The organism is Chloroflexota bacterium (genome assembly GCA_014360805.1).
Taxonomy (GTDB): Bacteria; Chloroflexota; Anaerolineae; order DTLA01; family DTLA01; genus DTLA01.
The window spans coordinates 26,461-43,348 of the sequence record JACIWU010000020.1 but is presented as its reverse complement, the minus strand read 5'-3'; the positions used below and the strand labels follow the sequence as shown (position 1 = coordinate 43,348).

The window sequence follows — 16,888 nt, the reverse complement described above, 5'->3', positions numbered from 1 at the left end:
CATCACCACGCGGGGCGTCGCACCGCGTAGGGACGACGCATGCGTCGTCCCTACCTTCAGCCCGCAGGGCTTCGCCCCTTCAGCCCGATGCTTTAGCGTCGGGCGGGGCACAGGCACACGTCGCCCCCGGCCTTCGGCCTCCCCTTCGCCCGCGGCGGTAGGGGCAACCTGCGGGTTGCCCCTACGAGCGAACCTGCACCCCGCAGGGCTTTGCCCCTTCAGCCCGATGCTTTAGCGTCGGGCGGGGCACAGGCACACGTCGCCCCCGGCCTTCGGCCGAGGGGGTGAGGTGCGTATCACCGCGTCCACCGCCGGCTGTCTACGCCCCGCCTTCCAGCAGGGGCACATCGGCCTCCTGGAAGTCGGGCACCAACTCCCGGAGCGTCCTGCGGATGGCCGCTTCGTCCATTCGTGCCGCGTGTTCGGCCAGCAGGTCAATCATGCGGTACAGGCGGTCGCCGTCCACCGGGGCCGACTGCGCGATGAAGATTTTATCATACACGGTGGCGGTGCGCTGCTCTTCGTGCGTGAACAGTTCTTCATGGAGTTTCTCGCCCGGGCGCAGGCCCGTGTACACGATCTCAATGTCGCGCCCCAGTTTCAGCCCCGACAGTTCCACCAGGTCTTTCGCCAAATCCACAATGCGCACCGGGTCGCCCATGTCCAGCGCGTAGATTTGGCCGGGCGTCGCCAGCGACGCCGCCTGGATCACGAGTTGGACGGCCTCGGGGATGGTCATGAAGAAGCGGGTCATCTCCGGGTGCGTGATGGTGATGGGGCCGCCGGCGGCAATCTGCTCGCGGAACAGGGGAACCACGCTGCCGCGACTGCCCAGCACGTTGCCAAACCGAACGGCCACGAAGGCGCGCCCGCTTCGCATCGCGGCATCCTGCACGATCATCTCGGCGATGCGCTTGGTGGCGCCCATGATGCTCGTGGGGCGGACGGCCTTGTCGGTGGAGATGAGCACGAATCGCTGCACGTCGGCGGCCAACGCAGCCCGCACCACGTTTCGGGTGCCCAGCACGTTGTTGGTGATCGCCTCGTCCACGTTCTGCTCCATCAGAGGCACGTGCTTGTGCGCCGCCGAGTGGAACACGATCTGCGGGCGATAGCGTTGAAGGACCGCCTGAATCTTGTTGCCATCGCGGATGTCGGCGATGATCACATCGCGGGCGAGTGAGGGGAATTTGCGCGCAAGTTCCTGCTCTATGACGTAGATGCTGTTCTCGCCGTGGCCCAGGAGGAGGAGCCGCCCAGGACGGAATCGCGCGATTTGGCGGCACAGTTCGGAGCCGATGGAGCCGCCCGCGCCTGTAACGAGGATCGTGGCCCCCGAGATGAAACCGGCGATCTCCTCCAGGTTGACGCTGGTCGGCTCGCGTCGGAGGAGGTCTTCCAACTGCACGTCGCGGATTTGGCTCAGCCACACCTTGCCGTTCAGGAGTTCAAACAGGCCGGGCAGCGTGCGGAATCGGAGCCCCGCGCTCTCGCAAATGCCCACAATCTCGCGGATGGCCTTGCCAGGGGCGGTGGGCATGGCGATAAGGGCCTCGTCCACATGCAGGCGCCGCGCCAGTTCGGGGATGTCCTTGCGCGCCCCGTACACCTTGACGCCGTGGATGTAGTTGCCGATTTTCCGCTCGTCGTCGTCCACGAACCCCACGGGCAGCATGTTGATGTCGGGGTTATTGTGCATCTCGCGGACGATCATGGCGCCCGCATCGCCCGCGCCGATGATCAGGATTCGGCGTGGCGCGCTGCCCTGGCCGATTTTGCCCTTGCGGCTGGTCGCGATGTCCCACGCGATCTTGGAGGAGAATCGGACGCCGCCGAGGAGAAGGACATTCAGCAGCCAGTCAATGATGAGCATGGGCCGGGAAAAGCCGGAGATGATCTTCAGGGGGCGCATGACGCCGTAGATAAGGATTGCCAGCAGCGCCGATGCGATGCCCGCCGCGGCGATGATGGCCAGCGCCTCGTGGCTGCCCGCGTACTGCCACATGCGCCGATACAGCCCAAACAGATGGAACGTGAGCGGGTAGATGATGAGCAGGGCAGGCGCCACAGGCCACCACCGTCGGAAGTAGTCCCAGGCGGTAAACGTGTCAAAGCGCAGGAAGTAACTCAGGATAAGCGCAAACAGCAGCAGAACCAGATCAGCGACAATCAAATACCGATTCCTGAGCCACATCTTTCTGCAAACGTCCTAACTCAGTGCTTTGCGAACGGCGGCGCTGTGCCGCTGGATACGGCGAATGGCCTCGCAAATGCGGTGCACCGTCTCAGGAAGCATGTGCGAGAAGATGGGAAGGCTCACGCATTCTGTTGCGAGGCGTTCCGTTACGGGCAGCCGACCGCGATATCGCTCGCCCACGTGCCGGTACGCCGTGTGCAGGTGAACGGGAGGGTCGTAGTAGTTGCGGGTGTCCACCCCTTCGGCCCGCAATGCTTTCACCAGCATGTCGCGCGAAAGGCCGAACTCGGCCTCCACGACGCGGATGGACAAATCCTTGTACGAGCAGCGATCCCTCGGGTCAACTTTCTGGAAATAAATGCCACCGATGTCCTGCAACTCCTGCCGATAAATCTGGACGAGTTGATTGCGGCGTCGGGCGTTGTCTTCCAGCATCTGGAGCGAATGGAGGCCCAGGATGGCGCTGAATTCCTGCATGCGGGCGTTGAGGCCGGGGAACTCCGTGTCGTAGTTGCCCGGGTTGCCGTACTCCCTGCCGACCTCTACCCTGCGCGCGATCTCGGCGTCGTTGGTGGCGACGATGCCCCCCTCGCCCGTTACAAGAAGTTTCGTGGGGCTGGAACTGAAGACCTCGGCCACGCCATGGCTGCCCACCGGCTTGCCGCGGTACAGCGCGCCAAAGCCGTGGGCGGCGTCAAACAGGAGTTTGACCCCCGCGCGGCGCGCCACCGCTTCCAGGCCTTCCACGTCGGCGGGGTTGCCGAACACGTGCGTGGCGACGATGGCCGACGTTCTCGGGGTGATGGCCGCCTCCGCGGACGCGGGGTCCAGGTTCCATGTGTCGGGGTCCACGTCGGCGAACACGGGGGTCAGCCCGCACCACGCCAGGGGATGCACCGTGGCCATGAAGGTGAAACTGGGGACGACCACCTCGCCCGTCAGGTCGGCGGCCTTGTAGGCGAGGGTCAGACCGGTGGTGCAACTGGAGACGCCGACGGCATGCGCGGTTCCCACATACTGGGCGACGGCGCGCTCAAAGGCGGCCAGGTACTTGCCTTTGGTTACCATGCCGGTCTGGAAGATTTCGCCGATTTCGTCTGCAACGTCGGAGAACGGGGGCAGCGTCGGCCTCATGAAGGGCACCGGCGACTCAAAAAGAGGGGCACCTCCCAATACCGCAGGCGTGGACATTCCATCTCCTTCAGGCGCAGAATCGTGTGCGTGCAGTATACTCCGCTCTATTCCAAACGTCAAGCACGCGCCGCGGTTACGGGGTATTATGTTAGGCTGCGCGCATGGCGTGCAGGATAGCCTCCAGCACGCCGCCCGCGATGGCCAGCGCCTTGTCCGAGATGGTGAAGCAGTGTTCGCGCTGGGCGCGCGGGTCTACGTCGCCCACCTTCATGTTGGGGAACACCTGCAACCCGTCGTGGAGCAGCCCGCGCAAGACGCCCTTCAGCCGTACACGCACTGGCTCGGCGTCCACATACGCGACGATGTCGCCTTCGTCCACCATGTCGCCGATTTCGCGAACGCCGCGGAATTCGCCCGCGCACGGGGCGCGCACCACCCGCAGTTCGGAGTGGCCCCCCACTTCGCCGGGGATTCCCGTGTTGGGCAAGGCCTGGCCCTTCCAGATGACTCGCCCCAGGGTGTGCCCGCGCATGGTCTCTACGACGGCGTGGGCGTCCTCGCCTGCGGTGAAGCCCGGCCCCAGGCCGATGACCAGCGGCGCGTCGGTGATGCGCGTGCCCAGGTTGCGCTTGGCCAGGATGGCGTCCACCACCACATCCGGGCGCAGTTCGCGCACGATGGCGGCTTCGGGATCCACGACGACGGGCAGAACCCCCTCGGCCCAGGCACGCCTCACGCCTTCCAGCCCCTCCACCCGTCGCGCCCGCACGCCGTCCACCACGGTCTCCCCCTCCCAGACCGCCGTCGCGAAGGCAACTTTGCGGCGGATGACGGTGGGCGCGGGGATTTCCGTAACCACGACCTGGAACCCGCACTGCCACAACCTCCAGGCGACGCCCGAAGCCAGGTCGCCGCCCCCCTTGACCACCACGGCGATGTTCCGGCCCAAGACGGCCATGGCTGCTGCCTCCTTGCGGTGCTACGGCTGGATGGTGGGCGTCGGCGGGAGCGCGGCGTTGTAGCGGGCGGCCAAAGCGGCCAGTTCCGGATCGTCGGCGTACTCCTCCGTGAGGGGAATCACGCCCGCCTTGGCCGAGACGATTTTGCCTTCGGCGTCAAAGTCCACGGTGATCTCGCCCAGCCATTCGCCGCCGTAGCCCGCCTGTCCGATGACCGTGTTGTTCAGTTGCAGCGTCTCCTGGAGCAGGTCGTAGGAGTGCCCGCCCACGATGGCGGTGATGCCGTCCACCTCCATTGCGATCTTGCGATCCATCACGTTGCCCGCGTGCGACAGGATGACGACGGCATCCACGTTCTCGGCGCGGGCCTTGCTCACGTACTCGCGGGCGGTCTCCACGGGGTCTTTGACCGTAACGTCCGACGGAGCGAAGGCCTTGAGCGAGTCGTCGGCCGGAGACAGGCCGATGATGGCGACTTTGTGCCCGCCGACGTCCTGCACGACGTAGGGCGTGAAGACCGGCTTGCCGGTGTTGGCGTAAACCAGGTTCGCCGACAGGAAGGCGAACTTCGCCTCGCGCGAGCGGGCCAGCAATTCGTCCCAATGGCCTGTGTCGCGTTCGCCGATGGCCATGGCGTTGTATCCCATGAGATCCATCGCCTCGGTGAGCGCCTTGCCCTGGCTGACGTCGGAGACGGGCTGGCCGAAGAGCGCGTCGCCCGCGTCCAAGACGAGCAGGTACGGGGTCTTGGCGCGGTAGTCCTTGATGACGGTGGCCCGACGGGCCACACCCCCCTTGGGCGGGCGTCAGCCGCAGGGGTCCAGGTACCCTTCCACGTCGGTGGTGTGCAGGATGGTGAGTGTCCAGGGGCCTGTGGGGCGCGCGGCGTTGCGGCGGATGAGGGCCTGGGCGGTGATGAGAGCCGCGACGACAACCAGCGCCAGCGCAACAGGCGCGATCCACCGCCGAATGGAGCTACGCTCGCCGGCCTTCGGCTTGGGTTTGGGCTCGGCTTTCTTCGCTGCCTGCGCCGTGCGCGGAGCCTGCTTGGGGACCTGTTTCTTCTTGCGTTTCTTCGCCACGACTCACCTCACAAAATCAGGTCATTTGCCCAGGGCGGCCAAGTTTCGCACCAGGCCGGCAAAGGTTCCGGCTGCAACGATATAATACCACGCTTGCCCATCAGCCCAAAATGCTCCCCATTGTAACCGCGAATAACGCCAATCCACGTGAATGGGGAACGGAGCGCAGCCCCCTGCCGCGGCTATGGAAAGCCGCCCTACGAAACTGTAACCGCGAATAACGCCAATCCACGCGAATAGGTTAGGCAATGCAACCGAGCGTAGGGCAGGTTTCCATACCTGCCGCGGCTGTGGAAAGCCACCCTACGAAACTGTAACCGCGAATAACGCCAATCCACGCGAATGGGGAACTACGTGCCTACATTTATTCTCCATTCGTGTAGGTTCGTGCCTACGTGTTCTACAGGAAGGTAATCATCCACGCCGCCAGGAGTGCAAAAAGCCCGGCGGTCGCCAACTTGATTGCGCCGGCGCGCCGACTCACGAATTGGCCCAGTCGCTCCGAGGATGTGCCCCAGTAGGCCAGCAGGAACACCACGACGAGCGGCACCACAAAGACGACGTTGTACAGCAGCAGGTAGACCAGCGCCCGAATCCTCATGGCCGGCACGCCCAGCACGAACAGAATCGTGGGCAGGTACACCTGGCCGGTGCACGCCAGTTCAATGAGCGAGACGACGATGCCCGTGGCGAAGGCCACGCCGGCGACGGCGCGGGCTTGCGCACCCTCGCGGATGACGCGGTTGATCTGGCGCCGCAGTCGGGTCGGCAGTTTCAGGCGCATCTCTTCAGGCCGCCCCCGCCGCGCCTGGTACCAGTCGTACAGGCTGCCCAGCGCCAGCGCCAGGCACAAGGCCGCCGTGAAGCCGTACAGATAGCGGCTGATGGCGGGCAAGAACGGCAGGCTCGCCAGGAACTTGAGAAAGCCCACCCCGACCCCCAGGTAGGTCAGGAAGACGCCGAGGGTAAACATCCCACCCACAAAAACAATGTCGCGGCCCTTGCGCCCCGTGAACGCAAGGTAGGAGATGAAGAACACGATGGTGGCGAAGGCGCACGGGTTGAGGCCGTCTATCAGCCCCGCCGCCGCCACGGTCAGCGCCCCGAAGGATCGGAACCGGCTGAGGATGCTTTCGGCGGCGCTGGCCACATCTTGCTGGCCCTCCCAGTAGGCCCCGCTTCCGCCAGCGAGGTACTTCTGGATGGCGCCCTCAAGCGTGCGGACGTTGACTCCGTCGCCCAGGAGCGCTTCCGAGCCGACAAACGCAACCGGGGCGGTGAGGCGCTTGTTCAGCGGCACGCCGTTGCGTTCGCCCAGCCATTCGGCCAGCGCGGCGTGCTCTTGGATGTCGTATTCGTGAATGCGCAACTGCGGGTACTTGCTCTGCAAATACTGGAGGTCGTAGCGGGCGCGGTCGCATTCGTGGCAGCCCACCTGGAAGAAGTAGGCCAGGTGGATGGCCGGCTGTTGGCCGCTGGGCGCGCCCGACGGCGCGGCGGGACCGGTGAGTTTCGGGAAGTCCACGCCACCCTCGTTCATGTAATATTCCACCAGCGCGGCCAGTTGCTCGCGGGCGGCCTGTTCCCCGTGGAGCACGTGGTCGCCGATGAAGATGACGGGCAGCGCCCCTTCGCCGGTGCCGAACTGCCGCTCCAGCGCCGTGAGCAGGTCGTAGTCGGCGGGCGACTTCTCCACGTCCCTGGCGTCCACCACCAACTGGCGGTCATACCGCTCCTGCAGCGGCTTCAGCACCTCATCCTGCACGCGGTGGCATTCCGGGCACAGGCTGCTCCAGAAGAAGTACATCCGGACCACGGGATCGCCCTCGTCGCAGATGTGGCACGCCTTTGGGGTGGGCCGGGCCGTGGGCAGGGGCCAGGCGGGTGTGGCGGGCGGCTCGGCGTATCCTTCGGGCCAGTCCACGCCGCCCGCCGCCAGGTACGCCTCAATCAGCGCGGGGAGTTGGGCGCGAATCTCGTCCAGGCCGAAAAGGACGCGATCGCCGATGAACATCTCGGGCACCGCGCCCTTGTCGGGCGGGACGTTGTGCACCTGCTCCATGCGCAGGAGGAGTTCGTAGTTCGCGGCGGGCGTGATCTCCACCCGCCTCACCTCAAGCCGATCCCCGTACTGGGCCGTGAGGGGAGGCAGAACTTCTTCCAGCACCTTGTGGCACAGAGGGCAGGTATCGGAATAGAACAGCACGGCGCGAACCCTGGGCTCTTGGGCCTGCACCGTCGCCGACAGCAGCGCCGCGACGACCACCAGCCCCAGTATCCATGCTCTGAGCGATTTTCGCATCCGCGCTAATTCGGGCAGGCACGCGGAGAAGTCCGTTGGAAACAGAATCCGCTCAAACAAGATTTCCCCCTAACGAACGGCCGTCGCCCAAGATGCCGGCGCACCGCGCGACGCTCCCGCTGCTGCAATTCGGAGCGCGCTCACTCCACCAGGCCAAGAATCTGCTCCAGGCGTTCCCGTTGGGCGGCAAATTCGGCCTCGTAGATGCGGACGCAACGGGTCAGGTCCGTCGTGCCCGCCACCAGTTTGCTCGCGAATACGAAACAGGTGGGATCGCCGCACTGCTTGCAATTCCCGCCCGGCAAGAGTTTGTAGATTTCCATCACCGTCGGCTGATGGCGCTTCTCGTAGGAAGGCACGATCTCATGCCGCCGATCCCACACCCTGTTGATCTCGTCCAGGATGCGCTCGGCCACGCGCTGGGCCTCTTCCCGATCTTCCAGGTTGCTGATGGCAACCTCATGGGGGCGGAGCGTGTACCGCCGCCCGCCACGCACCATCGTCAGGATGCGATTCTCGTGGTCGTAGATGGCGTTCTTCCAGATGGTGTTGAGATAGGGCATGACCTCGCTGATGTCCTCTTGGAGCCGCGCGAAGGCGCTCCAGCGCTCCGAACCCGGGTCGCACGGCGGCGAAATGACTTCCAGTTCGTACTCTTTGCACAGCATTGTGCATCCTCCCTCGGTGGCGGTCATGCGCGCAGCGTGGATCCCTCTGCGCGGCAGGTGCAGTATCCCACATCCAGTATACCCGACGTGGCCCTGCTGTCAACTATGCGCGGTTTTGAATATTACGCGGGTAGAGGGAAGGGGCGTCATCCCTTCGTAGAGCACGAGGGGCAGGAGCACCCTGGCAGCGGCCCTTCTTCCACAGGGGGGAATTGCGCCCGCTCGCCGTGCCTGGCCCTTGCCCAGCGACGGCTTGCGGCGATGAGTTCCATCACCTGCTCGTCGGCAAGGCGGTAGTAGATCAATGTGCCGTCGCGGCGCTCGGCGATGAGGTTCGCGTCGCGCAGAACGGCCAACTGCTGTGAGACGTAGGGCTGGCGCCGCCCCAGGGCCACGACGAGATGGCACACGCACGCTTCGCCGCACTGCGCCAGCAACTCCAGGATGCGCAGCCGCGCCGGATGAGATAGCACCTTGTGCAGTTTCGCCATTGCGGCGTAGCCGTTCTCGTGTTCCTGTGCGCTCACGTGCATTAGCATACACCGAGGCGCGGGTTTGTCAAGTCGGGCTGGCGTCAGCGTCATCCACGAATAACACGAATCTGCACGAAGGGCATTCCGCCCGCACGGCGGGCATACCAACCTTACCCCCTCGTTCCCCCTCTCCCCGCCGCGGGCTAGGGGAGGCCGAAGGCCGGGGGTGAGGTGCGCCACCCGACACCGACGAGTGGAACGGGCAAAGCCCGGCGGAGCGCCGGTTCGCTCGTAGGGGCAACCTGCAGGTTGCTCCTACCATTTTCCCCGCCGCGGGGTAGGGAAGGCCCAAGGGTGGGGGTGAGGTGTGCGGCCCGACGCCAGGCGGAACAAACGCGCACCGGGGCGCGTCTCAAACTCGCACACACCGCAAGAAACCTGTCGCAAGGAGGAGAATATGAGATACGCGCGTTGGTTCCGCATCCTGGGCGCCGTGGCGGCGCTGGCCCTGGCCGCATGCTCCGCGGGAAGCAACCTGGCGGCGTCCCTCTCGCCCACGCCCGCGCACGCCGAGTCGCCCGGCGTGGAGTTGACGGTGTACAACTCGGACCTGGGGCTGGTCAAAGAGCACCGTCAGATGACCCTGGAGAAAGGTCTGAACTTCGTCCGCTTCTCCGATGTGGCCGCGGGGATTGACCCCACATCGGTGCACTTCCGCTCGCTGACCGATCCCGAGGGGACCGCGGTGTTGGAGCAGAACTACGAGTACGACGTGGTCGGGTCGGCCAAACTCCTGCGCAAGTACGTGGACCAGCAGATCACGCTGGTTACCGACGACGGCAGTGTGTACACGGGCAAGTTGCTCAGCGGCGCCGATGACATCATCCTTCAGGCCACCGACGGCAAGGTAACCGTCGTCAAGGCGAGCCAGGTGCGCGAATTCCAATTCCCCGCCCTACCGGAAGGGCTCATCACGAAGCCCTCGCTGCTGTGGCAGTTGGAGGCCGCCAAGGCCGGCGCGCATGATGTGGAAGTTACGTACCTGACGAGCGGCATCACGTGGTCGGCCGACTACGTGGTGGTCCTGGCTCCCGACGACGCCTCTCTGGGCCTGAACGGCTGGGTTACCGTGGACAACCGCAGCGGGGCCACGTACAAGGACGCGCGGCTGAAACTCATCGCTGGCGACATCCATCGCGTGCAGCCTGCCCAGGAACTGATGGTTTACGATCTGGCGCGCAAGGGTGCGCCCGCGCCGACCGCCGAACAGGTGGCCGAACGCCAGTTCTTTGAGTACCACCTGTACGAGGTACAGCGGCCCGTTACGGTGAAGGAGCAGCAGACCAAGCAGATTGAGTTTGTGAGCGCCGAGGGCGTGAAGGCCGAGAAGATCTTCGTGTACGACGGCCTGGGCGGAGGCTCCTGGCGCTACTACGGGCCGATCACCGACCCAACCTACGGCCCCACCAGCAACAAGAAGGTCATGGTGCTGGTGGAGTTCAAGAACTCCCAGGCCGGCGGACTGGGCGTCCCACTGCCCAAGGGCCGGGTCCGCGTGTACAAGGAGGACACCGGCGGCGGAACGGAGTTCGTGGGCGAGGACGAGATTGACCACACGCCCAAGGACGAGCGCGTGCGCCTGTACCTGGGCGATGCCTTTGACATCGTAGGCGAGCGCAAGCAGACCGACTTCAAGCAACTGGGCGAGCGGACCATAGAGGAGAGTTTTGAGATCAGCGTCCGCAACCACAAGAGCGAAGCGGTGGAGGTGCGGGTCGTGGAGCACATGTTCCGCTGGAGCGAGTGGGAGATTACGGCCAAGAGCCAGGAGTACACGAAACTGGACTCCAGCAGCGTGGAGTTCCGCGTGAACGTGCCCAAGGATGGCGAGGCGAAGATCACCTACACCGTGCGGTATCGCTGGTAGGCGACGGTCAGCATTCAGCCGCCAGCAATTCGCAAGCCGACTGCCGAGGCACACGGAGCCAGCGCGCCTGTGTGCCTCGGCGTATGGGCGGGGTTGTGCGCGCCCTCGCGATTGGCGAAACCCGCGCCCGCGTGCTAAAATCTGTGCGGTCAAACCGGTTCCGTGAGGCACGCGATGCGACCCATCCGCAAACTCTTCGCCACGGACACGCCCGAACTCCTTGCCGTTCTCCGTGGCGACCCGCGCAACAACCTGTTTCTCATCGGCAACCTGCTGACCATGGGCATACGCGAGCCTGATTTGGAGTATTGGGGGTGCGACGCTCAAGGCCGCCTGGCGGGCGTGCTCATGCGCTACCGCGCCAACTGGGCGCTGTACGACGCGGGCGACGCGGACTTCGCGGCGATGGCGGCGGTGGTTGACCGGCACCCTGCCGGCGCGGGCGACGCGGACTTCGCGGCGATGGCGGCGGTGGTTGACCGGCACCCTGCCGGCGCGAGGGCGATCACGGGCGAGTACGGCCTTGTCAGCCGCCTCTGGGAGCACATCCGCAACTATGAGGCTTCCGAAGACCACCGTTCGCACTTCGCCGTAATGCAGGCGATGAGCGAGGCTCCCCACGCGCAACAAGCCCGCCGCGCCACAGAGCCAGACCTGCCCGGGCTGGCGGCGCTGTACGCCGAGGCGGGCGAGATGTCGCGCGACGAGGTCAGCCTGCGGCGGGTGCTGACCCACGGGCGGATCTTCGTCGCGGAAGACGGCGGCCGCATCGTGTCGGCGGCGCTCACCAACGCCGAGACGCCCGAGATGGCCATGATCGGCGGCGTGTTCACGCTGCCCGCATGGCGCAACCGAGGGCACGCCACGGCCTGCATGCGCGCCCTTTGCCGCGACCTGCTGCGCCAGAGGCTTCAGCCCTGCCTGTTCTACGACAATCCGCGCGCCGGAAGCGTCTACAGGCGGCTCGGATTCCAAGAGGTTGGCACATGGCGGCTGCTTCGGCTCCGTCGGAAACACATGTCATCGGGAGGCGACGATGAGTCATCGTGAGGGAACTTGGCAGCGTAGAGGGGCGATCAAGCCGGGCTTGGGATGGTGGCTCCTTGGCGGCATCCTGGCCATCAGCGCGCCGGTCGTCGTCCGCCGCAAGGTTCGGCCCAGGGTCCGGCCGAGGCGCGAGGTCGTGCGGCTGCGCTTTGACAATGGCGAGGGAATCGCGCTGGCGGCAGATCTCTACGCCTCAGGGCATGAGGATGTGGTCATCGTGGCGCACGGGTTCACCAGCAGCAAGAACGCCCCCGAAATCGTGGAAACGTGCGAATACCTGGCCCGCGACTGTGACGTGTTGGCGCTGGACCTGCGCGGCCACGGCGAGAGCGGGGGCCGCTACGACCTGGGGCTGGACCCGGTGGCCTGCGATGTTGCGGCGGCGGTGCGGCTGGCCCGCGCCCTGCGATACCGCCGCGTGGCCCTGATGGGGTTTTCGCTGGGCGCGGCCGCTTGCGTAGTGTGCGCCGCCGAGGCCGGGGGTGCCGACGCGGTGATCTCCGTCGCCTGTCCGGCGGCCCCGCTGTCCAACAGCCGCTGGGCGCGGTTCAGCGTGCCCTTGTGGCGCGGGTGGGCCCGTCTGATGGGGACGCGCGTCTCCACGGGCGGCACGTGGAGCCGCTTCCCCGCCGATGTGGTGGGGCAGGTGTCGGCCCCCATCCTCATCGTGCACAACGGCGACGACGCCCTGATCCCCAAGGAAATCTCCGAGGCATTCTTCGCGGCGGCGCGGGAGCCCAAGGATTACCTCTTTCTACCGAACACGCCCCATGCGCAGGTGAGCCGCGAGGGGCTGAACGCCATAGCCGAGTACCTGGCCCGGCACCTGCCGCAGCCTGCGCCTCGCACGGCGTGATGGGATTTTGCCCCCGCCGCATTCCCGTATATAATGAATTGTGAATACAGGCTCAAGGCCTTCTGGTGCAGGCACAGATGAGAACCATATTTCCATTCACGGCCATCGTAGATCAACAGACCATGAAGCGGGCGCTGATCCTCAACGCGGTGAACCCGCTTATCGGCGGCGTCCTCATCCGGGGCGAGCGCGGCACGGCCAAATCCACGGCAGCGCGCGCGCTGGCTGCCCTCCTGCCCGAGATTGACGTCGTCGCCGATTGCATATACCGCTGCGACCCGCATAGCCCGGAGGCCATGTGCGACTCCTGCCGCGAGCGGCTGGCGAGGGGCGAGACCTTGCCCATAGGCAGGGCGGTTACGCGCATGGTGGAACTGCCCGTCAGCGCCACCGAGGACAGGGTCGTTGGCACGCTGGACATTGAGCACGCGCTCAAGACGGGCGAGAAGCGCTTTGAGCCGGGAATCCTGGCGGCGGCCAATCGCGGGCTGCTGTACGTGGACGAGGTGAACCTCCTGGACGACCACGTGGTGGACCTGCTGCTGGACTCGGCGGCCATGGGCGTGAACTACGTGGAGCGCGAGGGGATTTCCTTCTCCCATCCGGCGCGCTTCATCCTCGTGGGCACCATGAACCCCGAAGAGGGCGAACTGCGGCCCCAACTGCTGGACCGCTTCGCCCTGTGCGTGGAGATCAAAGGGCTTACAGACCCGCGCCAGCGCATGGAGGTGCTGGAGCGGCGCATCCAGTTTGACGCCGACCCCGAGGGCTTCCGCGCCGAGTGGGAGCCGAGGGAGCGCAAACTCTCCGAGGACATCGCCAGGGCGCGCGTGCTCCTGCCTCGCGTGAGGTATGACGATACGGACCTCTTCACCATCGCGCAACTGACGGCGGCCATGAAGGTGGACGGCCACCGCAGCGACATCGTCATCCTCAAGACGGCCATCGCCAACGCGGCCTTCTCGGGCCGAGACCACATCACCGAGGAGGACATCCTGATGGCCGCCGAGTTGGCCCTGCCGCACCGCATGAAGCGCCAACCGTTCCAGGACGAGGAAATCCGCTTTGAGGAACTGAAGGCCAAACTGGAGAAAGTCCAGGCCGAGGCGTTTGCCCAGGAGCAGGCGAGCCGCCTGGATGCCGAAGCGGACGTAAAAAAAAAGACCAGGTAGCGGAGCCCTCGCCTAATGTCGGCGGCAGCGGCGTCGCCCTGAAAGGCCACGACGCCACCCCGCTGGGATTCAAGGGCGCGCAGGAAGCCATGCTCGCCGTGGACATCGGCCCAGTCTTCAAGCCCCGGCGACTGAGCACCCCCCTGGACCGCCTCACCCGCAGCACGGCGGGCAAGCGAAGCCTCACCAAGACCCGGCGCAAGCGCGGGCGCTACGTGCAAAGCGTGCCGGCCAACGGCAAGCCCGACGATCTGGCGCTGGACGCGACCCTGCGCCACGCCGCCCTGAACCGCACGCGCACCCACTCCGCCGAGCCTGGCATCCAGTTGAAGAAATCCGACTGGCAGAAGAAGGTGCGGGTACGCCGCGCCGCCAACCTCATCCTCTTCGTTGTGGACGCCAGTTGGTCCATGGCGGCCTCGGAGCGGATTGAGGCCACCAAGGGCGCCATCTTCTCCCTGCTCACCGACGCCTACAAGCGCCGCGACCAAGTGGGCCTGGTGGTGTTCCAGCGCGAGGAAGCGCGCCTGGAACTGGCCCCCACGTCCAGCGTGGAACTGGCGAAGGAAGCGCTGAAAGACATCCCTGTTGGTGGCAAGACCCCATTGAGCCACGGCCTGGTGTTGGCCTATCGCGTGATCCAGCAGGCGCGCCGCAAAGACCCGGAGGTCATGCCGCTGATGATCCTGCTGACCGACGGCGCGGGCAACGTCTCGCTCACGCGCTTGCCGCCCCAGGAGGAGGCGCTCCGCGTGGCCCGACTCATCGCCCGCAGCGGCATCCGCTCGGTCGTGATCAACATGGAACACCCCTCGTTTGACCGCGGCCTCACCCAGGAACTGGCGGAGGCGTTGAGGGGGCCCTGCTACACCCTGAAGGAACTCCGCGCCCAGGAACTGTACCAGACGGTGCGCGACGAACTCGCTTCCGAAAGGTAGCCGACGCCCAGGAGAATCCTATGTCCGCGCCATCCCACACATCTGCGCACTCACGCCTATCGGTCTCCGCGCTTCTGGCCGACGCCGGGCTTGCCCTAGTTACGCTCATCTGGGGGCTGACGTTCGTCATCGTGAAGGACGTCGTGGCCCAGGTGCCCGTCATGACCTTCCTGGCGTGGCGGTTTGGCGTGGGGGCGGTGGCGCTGCTGCCGTTGTCGTTCCGCGGGCTTCGGAAGGCCGGCCGGCGCGAATGGATTGCTGGCGCGCTCATCGGCGCGTCGTTGTTCGCGGGGTACGTGTTGCAGACGGCCGGCCTCCAGTGGACAACCGCCAGCAAGACCGGCTTCATCACGGGGCTGTACGTGCCGCTGGTGCCCCTGTTCGCCTGGCCCCTCATGCGCGAGAAGCCCAGCCGCAATGCCGTCGTGGGCCTGATCCTGGCCACCGTGGGGCTGGCGCTCTTATCGCTTCGCGGCGATTTGCGGGTTGAGAAGGGCGACCTTCTGGTGTTAGGGTGCGCGGTGGCCTTCGCGTGGCAGGTGGTGCTCATCGCCTATTTCGCGCCGCGCATGCCCGCGCTGACGCTGGCCCAGGTGCAGATTGCGGTGGTGGCGGTGGCTTCGGCGCTGGTGGCGGCCCTGGCGGGCGAGCAACTCGCGCCGCTGCCGCGCGCCGTGTGGGGCGCTGTGGCGTTCAACGGCGTCCTCGCCACGTCCGTCGCCCTTGCCCTGCAGAACTACCTGCAGGGCAAGACGAGTGCCACCCACGCGGCGCTGATCTTCGTGCTGGAGCCGGTCTTCGCCGCGATGTTCGGCTGGCTCCTCGCCGGCGAGACGCTGGATTTGCGGGGGTGGGTGGGTTCCGCTATGATTCTGGCGGGCATGATTGTGGGCCAGAAAAATCACCGCTCGGGCGATCCGCCTGAGCGACCGGAGGAAGGACTTGGAACTCCCCGATAGTTACGAAGCCATCCATAAACGCGCGGTGGAAATGATCAATCCAAGAGACCTCTCGCCGTCCATTGCGGAATTCAAGCGGCTGGTGGAACGTCTTCTGTCTCTCCCCCCGAAGGTTCGGGAGCGGAAACCCAGCCTGAACACGCTATTGGAATCGGCGGCTGTGGAGTATGTGGCGCTCCTGCGCTGGGCCGGGCGGAATGCGGAGGCTCTGGACGCGATACGCCGCTTCCGAGAGCACTTGCCGCGCATTGAGCCCGACTGGATACGGGAGGAGGCGCTCAACCGCATTGACAGCGGCGACGTGAGCGCGGGGCTGGATGCGCTGCGCGCGCTGCTCTTGAAGCATCCCGACCGGTCCGTTCGTGAGGCGCTGGCCTACGAACTGGTGGGCGCAGGGGAGTACGCCGAGGCCCTGCAGGTGGCGACGCCCCTGCTCCCAGGCGAAAACGTGGAAGCGCACGGGGCCGCGCTGGCCCTGCTCCTGGGGATCGCGGTGGAAAAGGACGATCGGAAAGCAGTAGCGCGCTATACCGAAGAATTGGGTCGGCTGGGAACCCCCACGCCGCTCCGCGTTTGCGAATGGTTGGCCGCCTGCGGCTACTGGGACGACTTGGAGCCCCTGTTGAAGGGCGTACAAGACCCGCATATCAAGCAGGTATATCGGGGTGAACGCCGCCGAGCGCAGGGCAAAGAGGCCGAGGCCAGGAAGATGTGGGAATCTGTTCGCAACGCCGGGGAGGAAGACGACGCCAAGGTGGATCTCTACGCCTATGTGCGGGCCAGCCTTATGCTGAACCAGGCAGACGAGGAAGTAATGAGATACATCAGGACGACCTTTGAGGAACGCCTGACCGACTCCACGGTGCTCTTGGCGCTCCTGGCGGCGCTGGCGCAGACAGGGCGCATTGAAGAAGCCCCACAGGCGATCCGGCAATACACGGAGCCAGGCAGGCTCACTCGCCCGTACTGGAAGCGCCTCCCCTACTCCTACTGGCTGCGGCTTCGGTGCCACCCGATGCCGGACGACGCCGTGGAGGCGCTGCGCCCATACTTTTTGACGGAGCCGGCGAGCCCCACGGCATAGGGCTTGCACCGTCCGTGATGTCGGCTATAATGGACTGGCAAACAGCAGGGGCAAGGTAAGGCTTGCTTTGCTCCGACGCCGGTGAGATTC

The 16,888-nt window shown here is 65.7% G+C and carries 15 protein-coding genes; 7 read left to right on the top strand and 8 right to left on the bottom strand.

Features of this window, described 5'->3' with window-relative positions:
• Positions 1–319 precede the first annotated feature (319 nt).
• The 8 genes from H5T65_05300 to H5T65_05265 form a co-directional block, all read right to left on the bottom strand.
• The gene (locus tag H5T65_05300; GenBank protein MBC7258642.1) at positions 320–2,194 is read right to left on the bottom strand and encodes a polysaccharide biosynthesis protein; all 1,875 of its coding nucleotides are present in this window, start codon (positions 2,192–2,194) and stop codon (positions 320–322) included.
• 15 nt (positions 2,195–2,209) lie between these two features.
• The gene (locus H5T65_05295; GenBank protein MBC7258641.1) at positions 2,210–3,388 is read right to left on the bottom strand and encodes a DegT/DnrJ/EryC1/StrS family aminotransferase; all 1,179 of its coding nucleotides are present in this window, start codon (positions 3,386–3,388) and stop codon (positions 2,210–2,212) included.
• Positions 3,389–3,479: 91 nt separating this feature from the next.
• Positions 3,480–4,289, bottom strand: a complete 810-nt coding sequence (locus H5T65_05290; protein ID MBC7258640.1) for an EF2563 family selenium-dependent molybdenum hydroxylase system protein — start codon at positions 4,287–4,289, stop codon at positions 3,480–3,482.
• A 21-nt stretch (positions 4,290–4,310) separates the two neighbouring features.
• Positions 4,311–5,078, bottom strand: coding sequence for a metallophosphatase (locus H5T65_05285; GenBank protein MBC7258639.1), 768 nt, complete (start codon positions 5,076–5,078; stop codon positions 4,311–4,313).
• A gap of 18 nt (positions 5,079–5,096) precedes the next feature.
• A complete protein-coding gene (locus H5T65_05280) occupies positions 5,097–5,372 on the bottom strand; it encodes a hypothetical protein (GenBank protein MBC7258638.1) in 276 nt (91 codons plus the stop codon).
• Positions 5,373–5,772: 400 nt separating this feature from the next.
• Positions 5,773–7,674 carry a hypothetical protein gene (locus tag H5T65_05275; protein MBC7258637.1) on the bottom strand — a complete coding sequence of 634 codons (1,902 nt, stop codon included), beginning with the start codon at positions 7,672–7,674 and terminating at the stop codon, positions 5,773–5,775.
• Between the two features lie 140 nt (positions 7,675–7,814).
• Complete coding sequence (locus H5T65_05270; protein ID MBC7258636.1) at positions 7,815–8,342, bottom strand: Fe-S cluster protein; 528 nt, start codon at positions 8,340–8,342, stop codon at positions 7,815–7,817.
• Positions 8,343–8,488: 146 nt separating this feature from the next.
• Positions 8,489–8,833, bottom strand: coding sequence for a helix-turn-helix transcriptional regulator (locus H5T65_05265; GenBank protein MBC7258635.1), 345 nt, complete (start codon positions 8,831–8,833; stop codon positions 8,489–8,491).
• A gap of 439 nt (positions 8,834–9,272) precedes the next feature.
• Here H5T65_05265 and H5T65_05260 point away from each other — a divergent pair, with 439 nt between their 5' ends.
• From H5T65_05260 to H5T65_05230, 7 genes are all read left to right on the top strand, one after another.
• Positions 9,273–10,742, top strand: coding sequence for a DUF4139 domain-containing protein (locus H5T65_05260; GenBank protein MBC7258634.1), 1,470 nt, complete (start codon positions 9,273–9,275; stop codon positions 10,740–10,742).
• A 174-nt stretch (positions 10,743–10,916) separates the two neighbouring features.
• Positions 10,917–11,792 carry a GNAT family N-acetyltransferase gene (locus H5T65_05255; protein ID MBC7258633.1) on the top strand — a complete coding sequence of 292 codons (876 nt, stop codon included), beginning with the start codon at positions 10,917–10,919 and terminating at the stop codon, positions 11,790–11,792.
• Positions 11,779–12,645: an alpha/beta hydrolase gene (locus H5T65_05250; GenBank protein ID MBC7258632.1), complete on the top strand. Its 867-nt coding sequence runs from the start codon at positions 11,779–11,781 to the stop codon at positions 12,643–12,645. The genes H5T65_05255 and H5T65_05250 overlap by 14 nt, the downstream gene beginning before the upstream one ends.
• A gap of 77 nt (positions 12,646–12,722) precedes the next feature.
• The gene (locus H5T65_05245) at positions 12,723–13,817 is read left to right on the top strand and encodes an ATP-binding protein (GenBank protein ID MBC7258631.1); all 1,095 of its coding nucleotides are present in this window, start codon (positions 12,723–12,725) and stop codon (positions 13,815–13,817) included.
• Between the two features lie 89 nt (positions 13,818–13,906).
• Entirely contained in the window at positions 13,907–14,755 is an 849-nt protein-coding gene (locus tag H5T65_05240) for a VWA domain-containing protein (protein ID MBC7258630.1), read from the top strand.
• Positions 14,756–14,775: 20 nt separating this feature from the next.
• The gene (locus H5T65_05235) at positions 14,776–15,714 is read left to right on the top strand and encodes a DMT family transporter (protein MBC7258629.1); all 939 of its coding nucleotides are present in this window, start codon (positions 14,776–14,778) and stop codon (positions 15,712–15,714) included.
• A 31-nt stretch (positions 15,715–15,745) separates the two neighbouring features.
• Positions 15,746–16,798: a hypothetical protein gene (locus H5T65_05230; protein MBC7258628.1), complete on the top strand. Its 1,053-nt coding sequence runs from the start codon at positions 15,746–15,748 to the stop codon at positions 16,796–16,798.
• Positions 16,799–16,888 lie beyond the last annotated feature (90 nt).

Excerpts from the sequence above, each read along its gene's own strand:
- H5T65_05295 (MBC7258641.1), bottom strand. The coding sequence starts at position 3,388 with ATGTCCACGCCTGCGGTATTGGGAGGTGCCCCTCTTTTTGAGTCGCCG.
- H5T65_05235 (MBC7258629.1), top strand. The coding sequence starts at position 14,776 with ATGTCCGCGCCATCCCACACATCTGCGCACTCACGCCTATCGGTCTCC.
- H5T65_05255 (MBC7258633.1), top strand. The coding sequence starts at position 10,917 with ATGCGACCCATCCGCAAACTCTTCGCCACGGACACGCCCGAACTCCTT.
- H5T65_05250 (MBC7258632.1), top strand. The coding sequence starts at position 11,779 with ATGAGTCATCGTGAGGGAACTTGGCAGCGTAGAGGGGCGATCAAGCCG.
- H5T65_05300 (MBC7258642.1), bottom strand. The coding sequence starts at position 2,194 with ATGTGGCTCAGGAATCGGTATTTGATTGTCGCTGATCTGGTTCTGCTG.
- H5T65_05275 (MBC7258637.1), bottom strand. The coding sequence starts at position 7,674 with ATGCGAAAATCGCTCAGAGCATGGATACTGGGGCTGGTGGTCGTCGCG.
- H5T65_05230 (MBC7258628.1), top strand. The coding sequence starts at position 15,746 with ATGATCAATCCAAGAGACCTCTCGCCGTCCATTGCGGAATTCAAGCGG.
- H5T65_05240 (MBC7258630.1), top strand. The coding sequence starts at position 13,907 with ATGCTCGCCGTGGACATCGGCCCAGTCTTCAAGCCCCGGCGACTGAGC.
- H5T65_05290 (MBC7258640.1), bottom strand. The coding sequence starts at position 4,289 with ATGGCCGTCTTGGGCCGGAACATCGCCGTGGTGGTCAAGGGGGGCGGC.
- H5T65_05270 (MBC7258636.1), bottom strand. The coding sequence starts at position 8,342 with ATGCTGTGCAAAGAGTACGAACTGGAAGTCATTTCGCCGCCGTGCGAC.
- H5T65_05260 (MBC7258634.1), top strand. The coding sequence starts at position 9,273 with ATGAGATACGCGCGTTGGTTCCGCATCCTGGGCGCCGTGGCGGCGCTG.
- H5T65_05245 (MBC7258631.1), top strand. The coding sequence starts at position 12,723 with ATGAGAACCATATTTCCATTCACGGCCATCGTAGATCAACAGACCATG.
- H5T65_05265 (MBC7258635.1), bottom strand. The coding sequence starts at position 8,833 with ATGGCGAAACTGCACAAGGTGCTATCTCATCCGGCGCGGCTGCGCATC.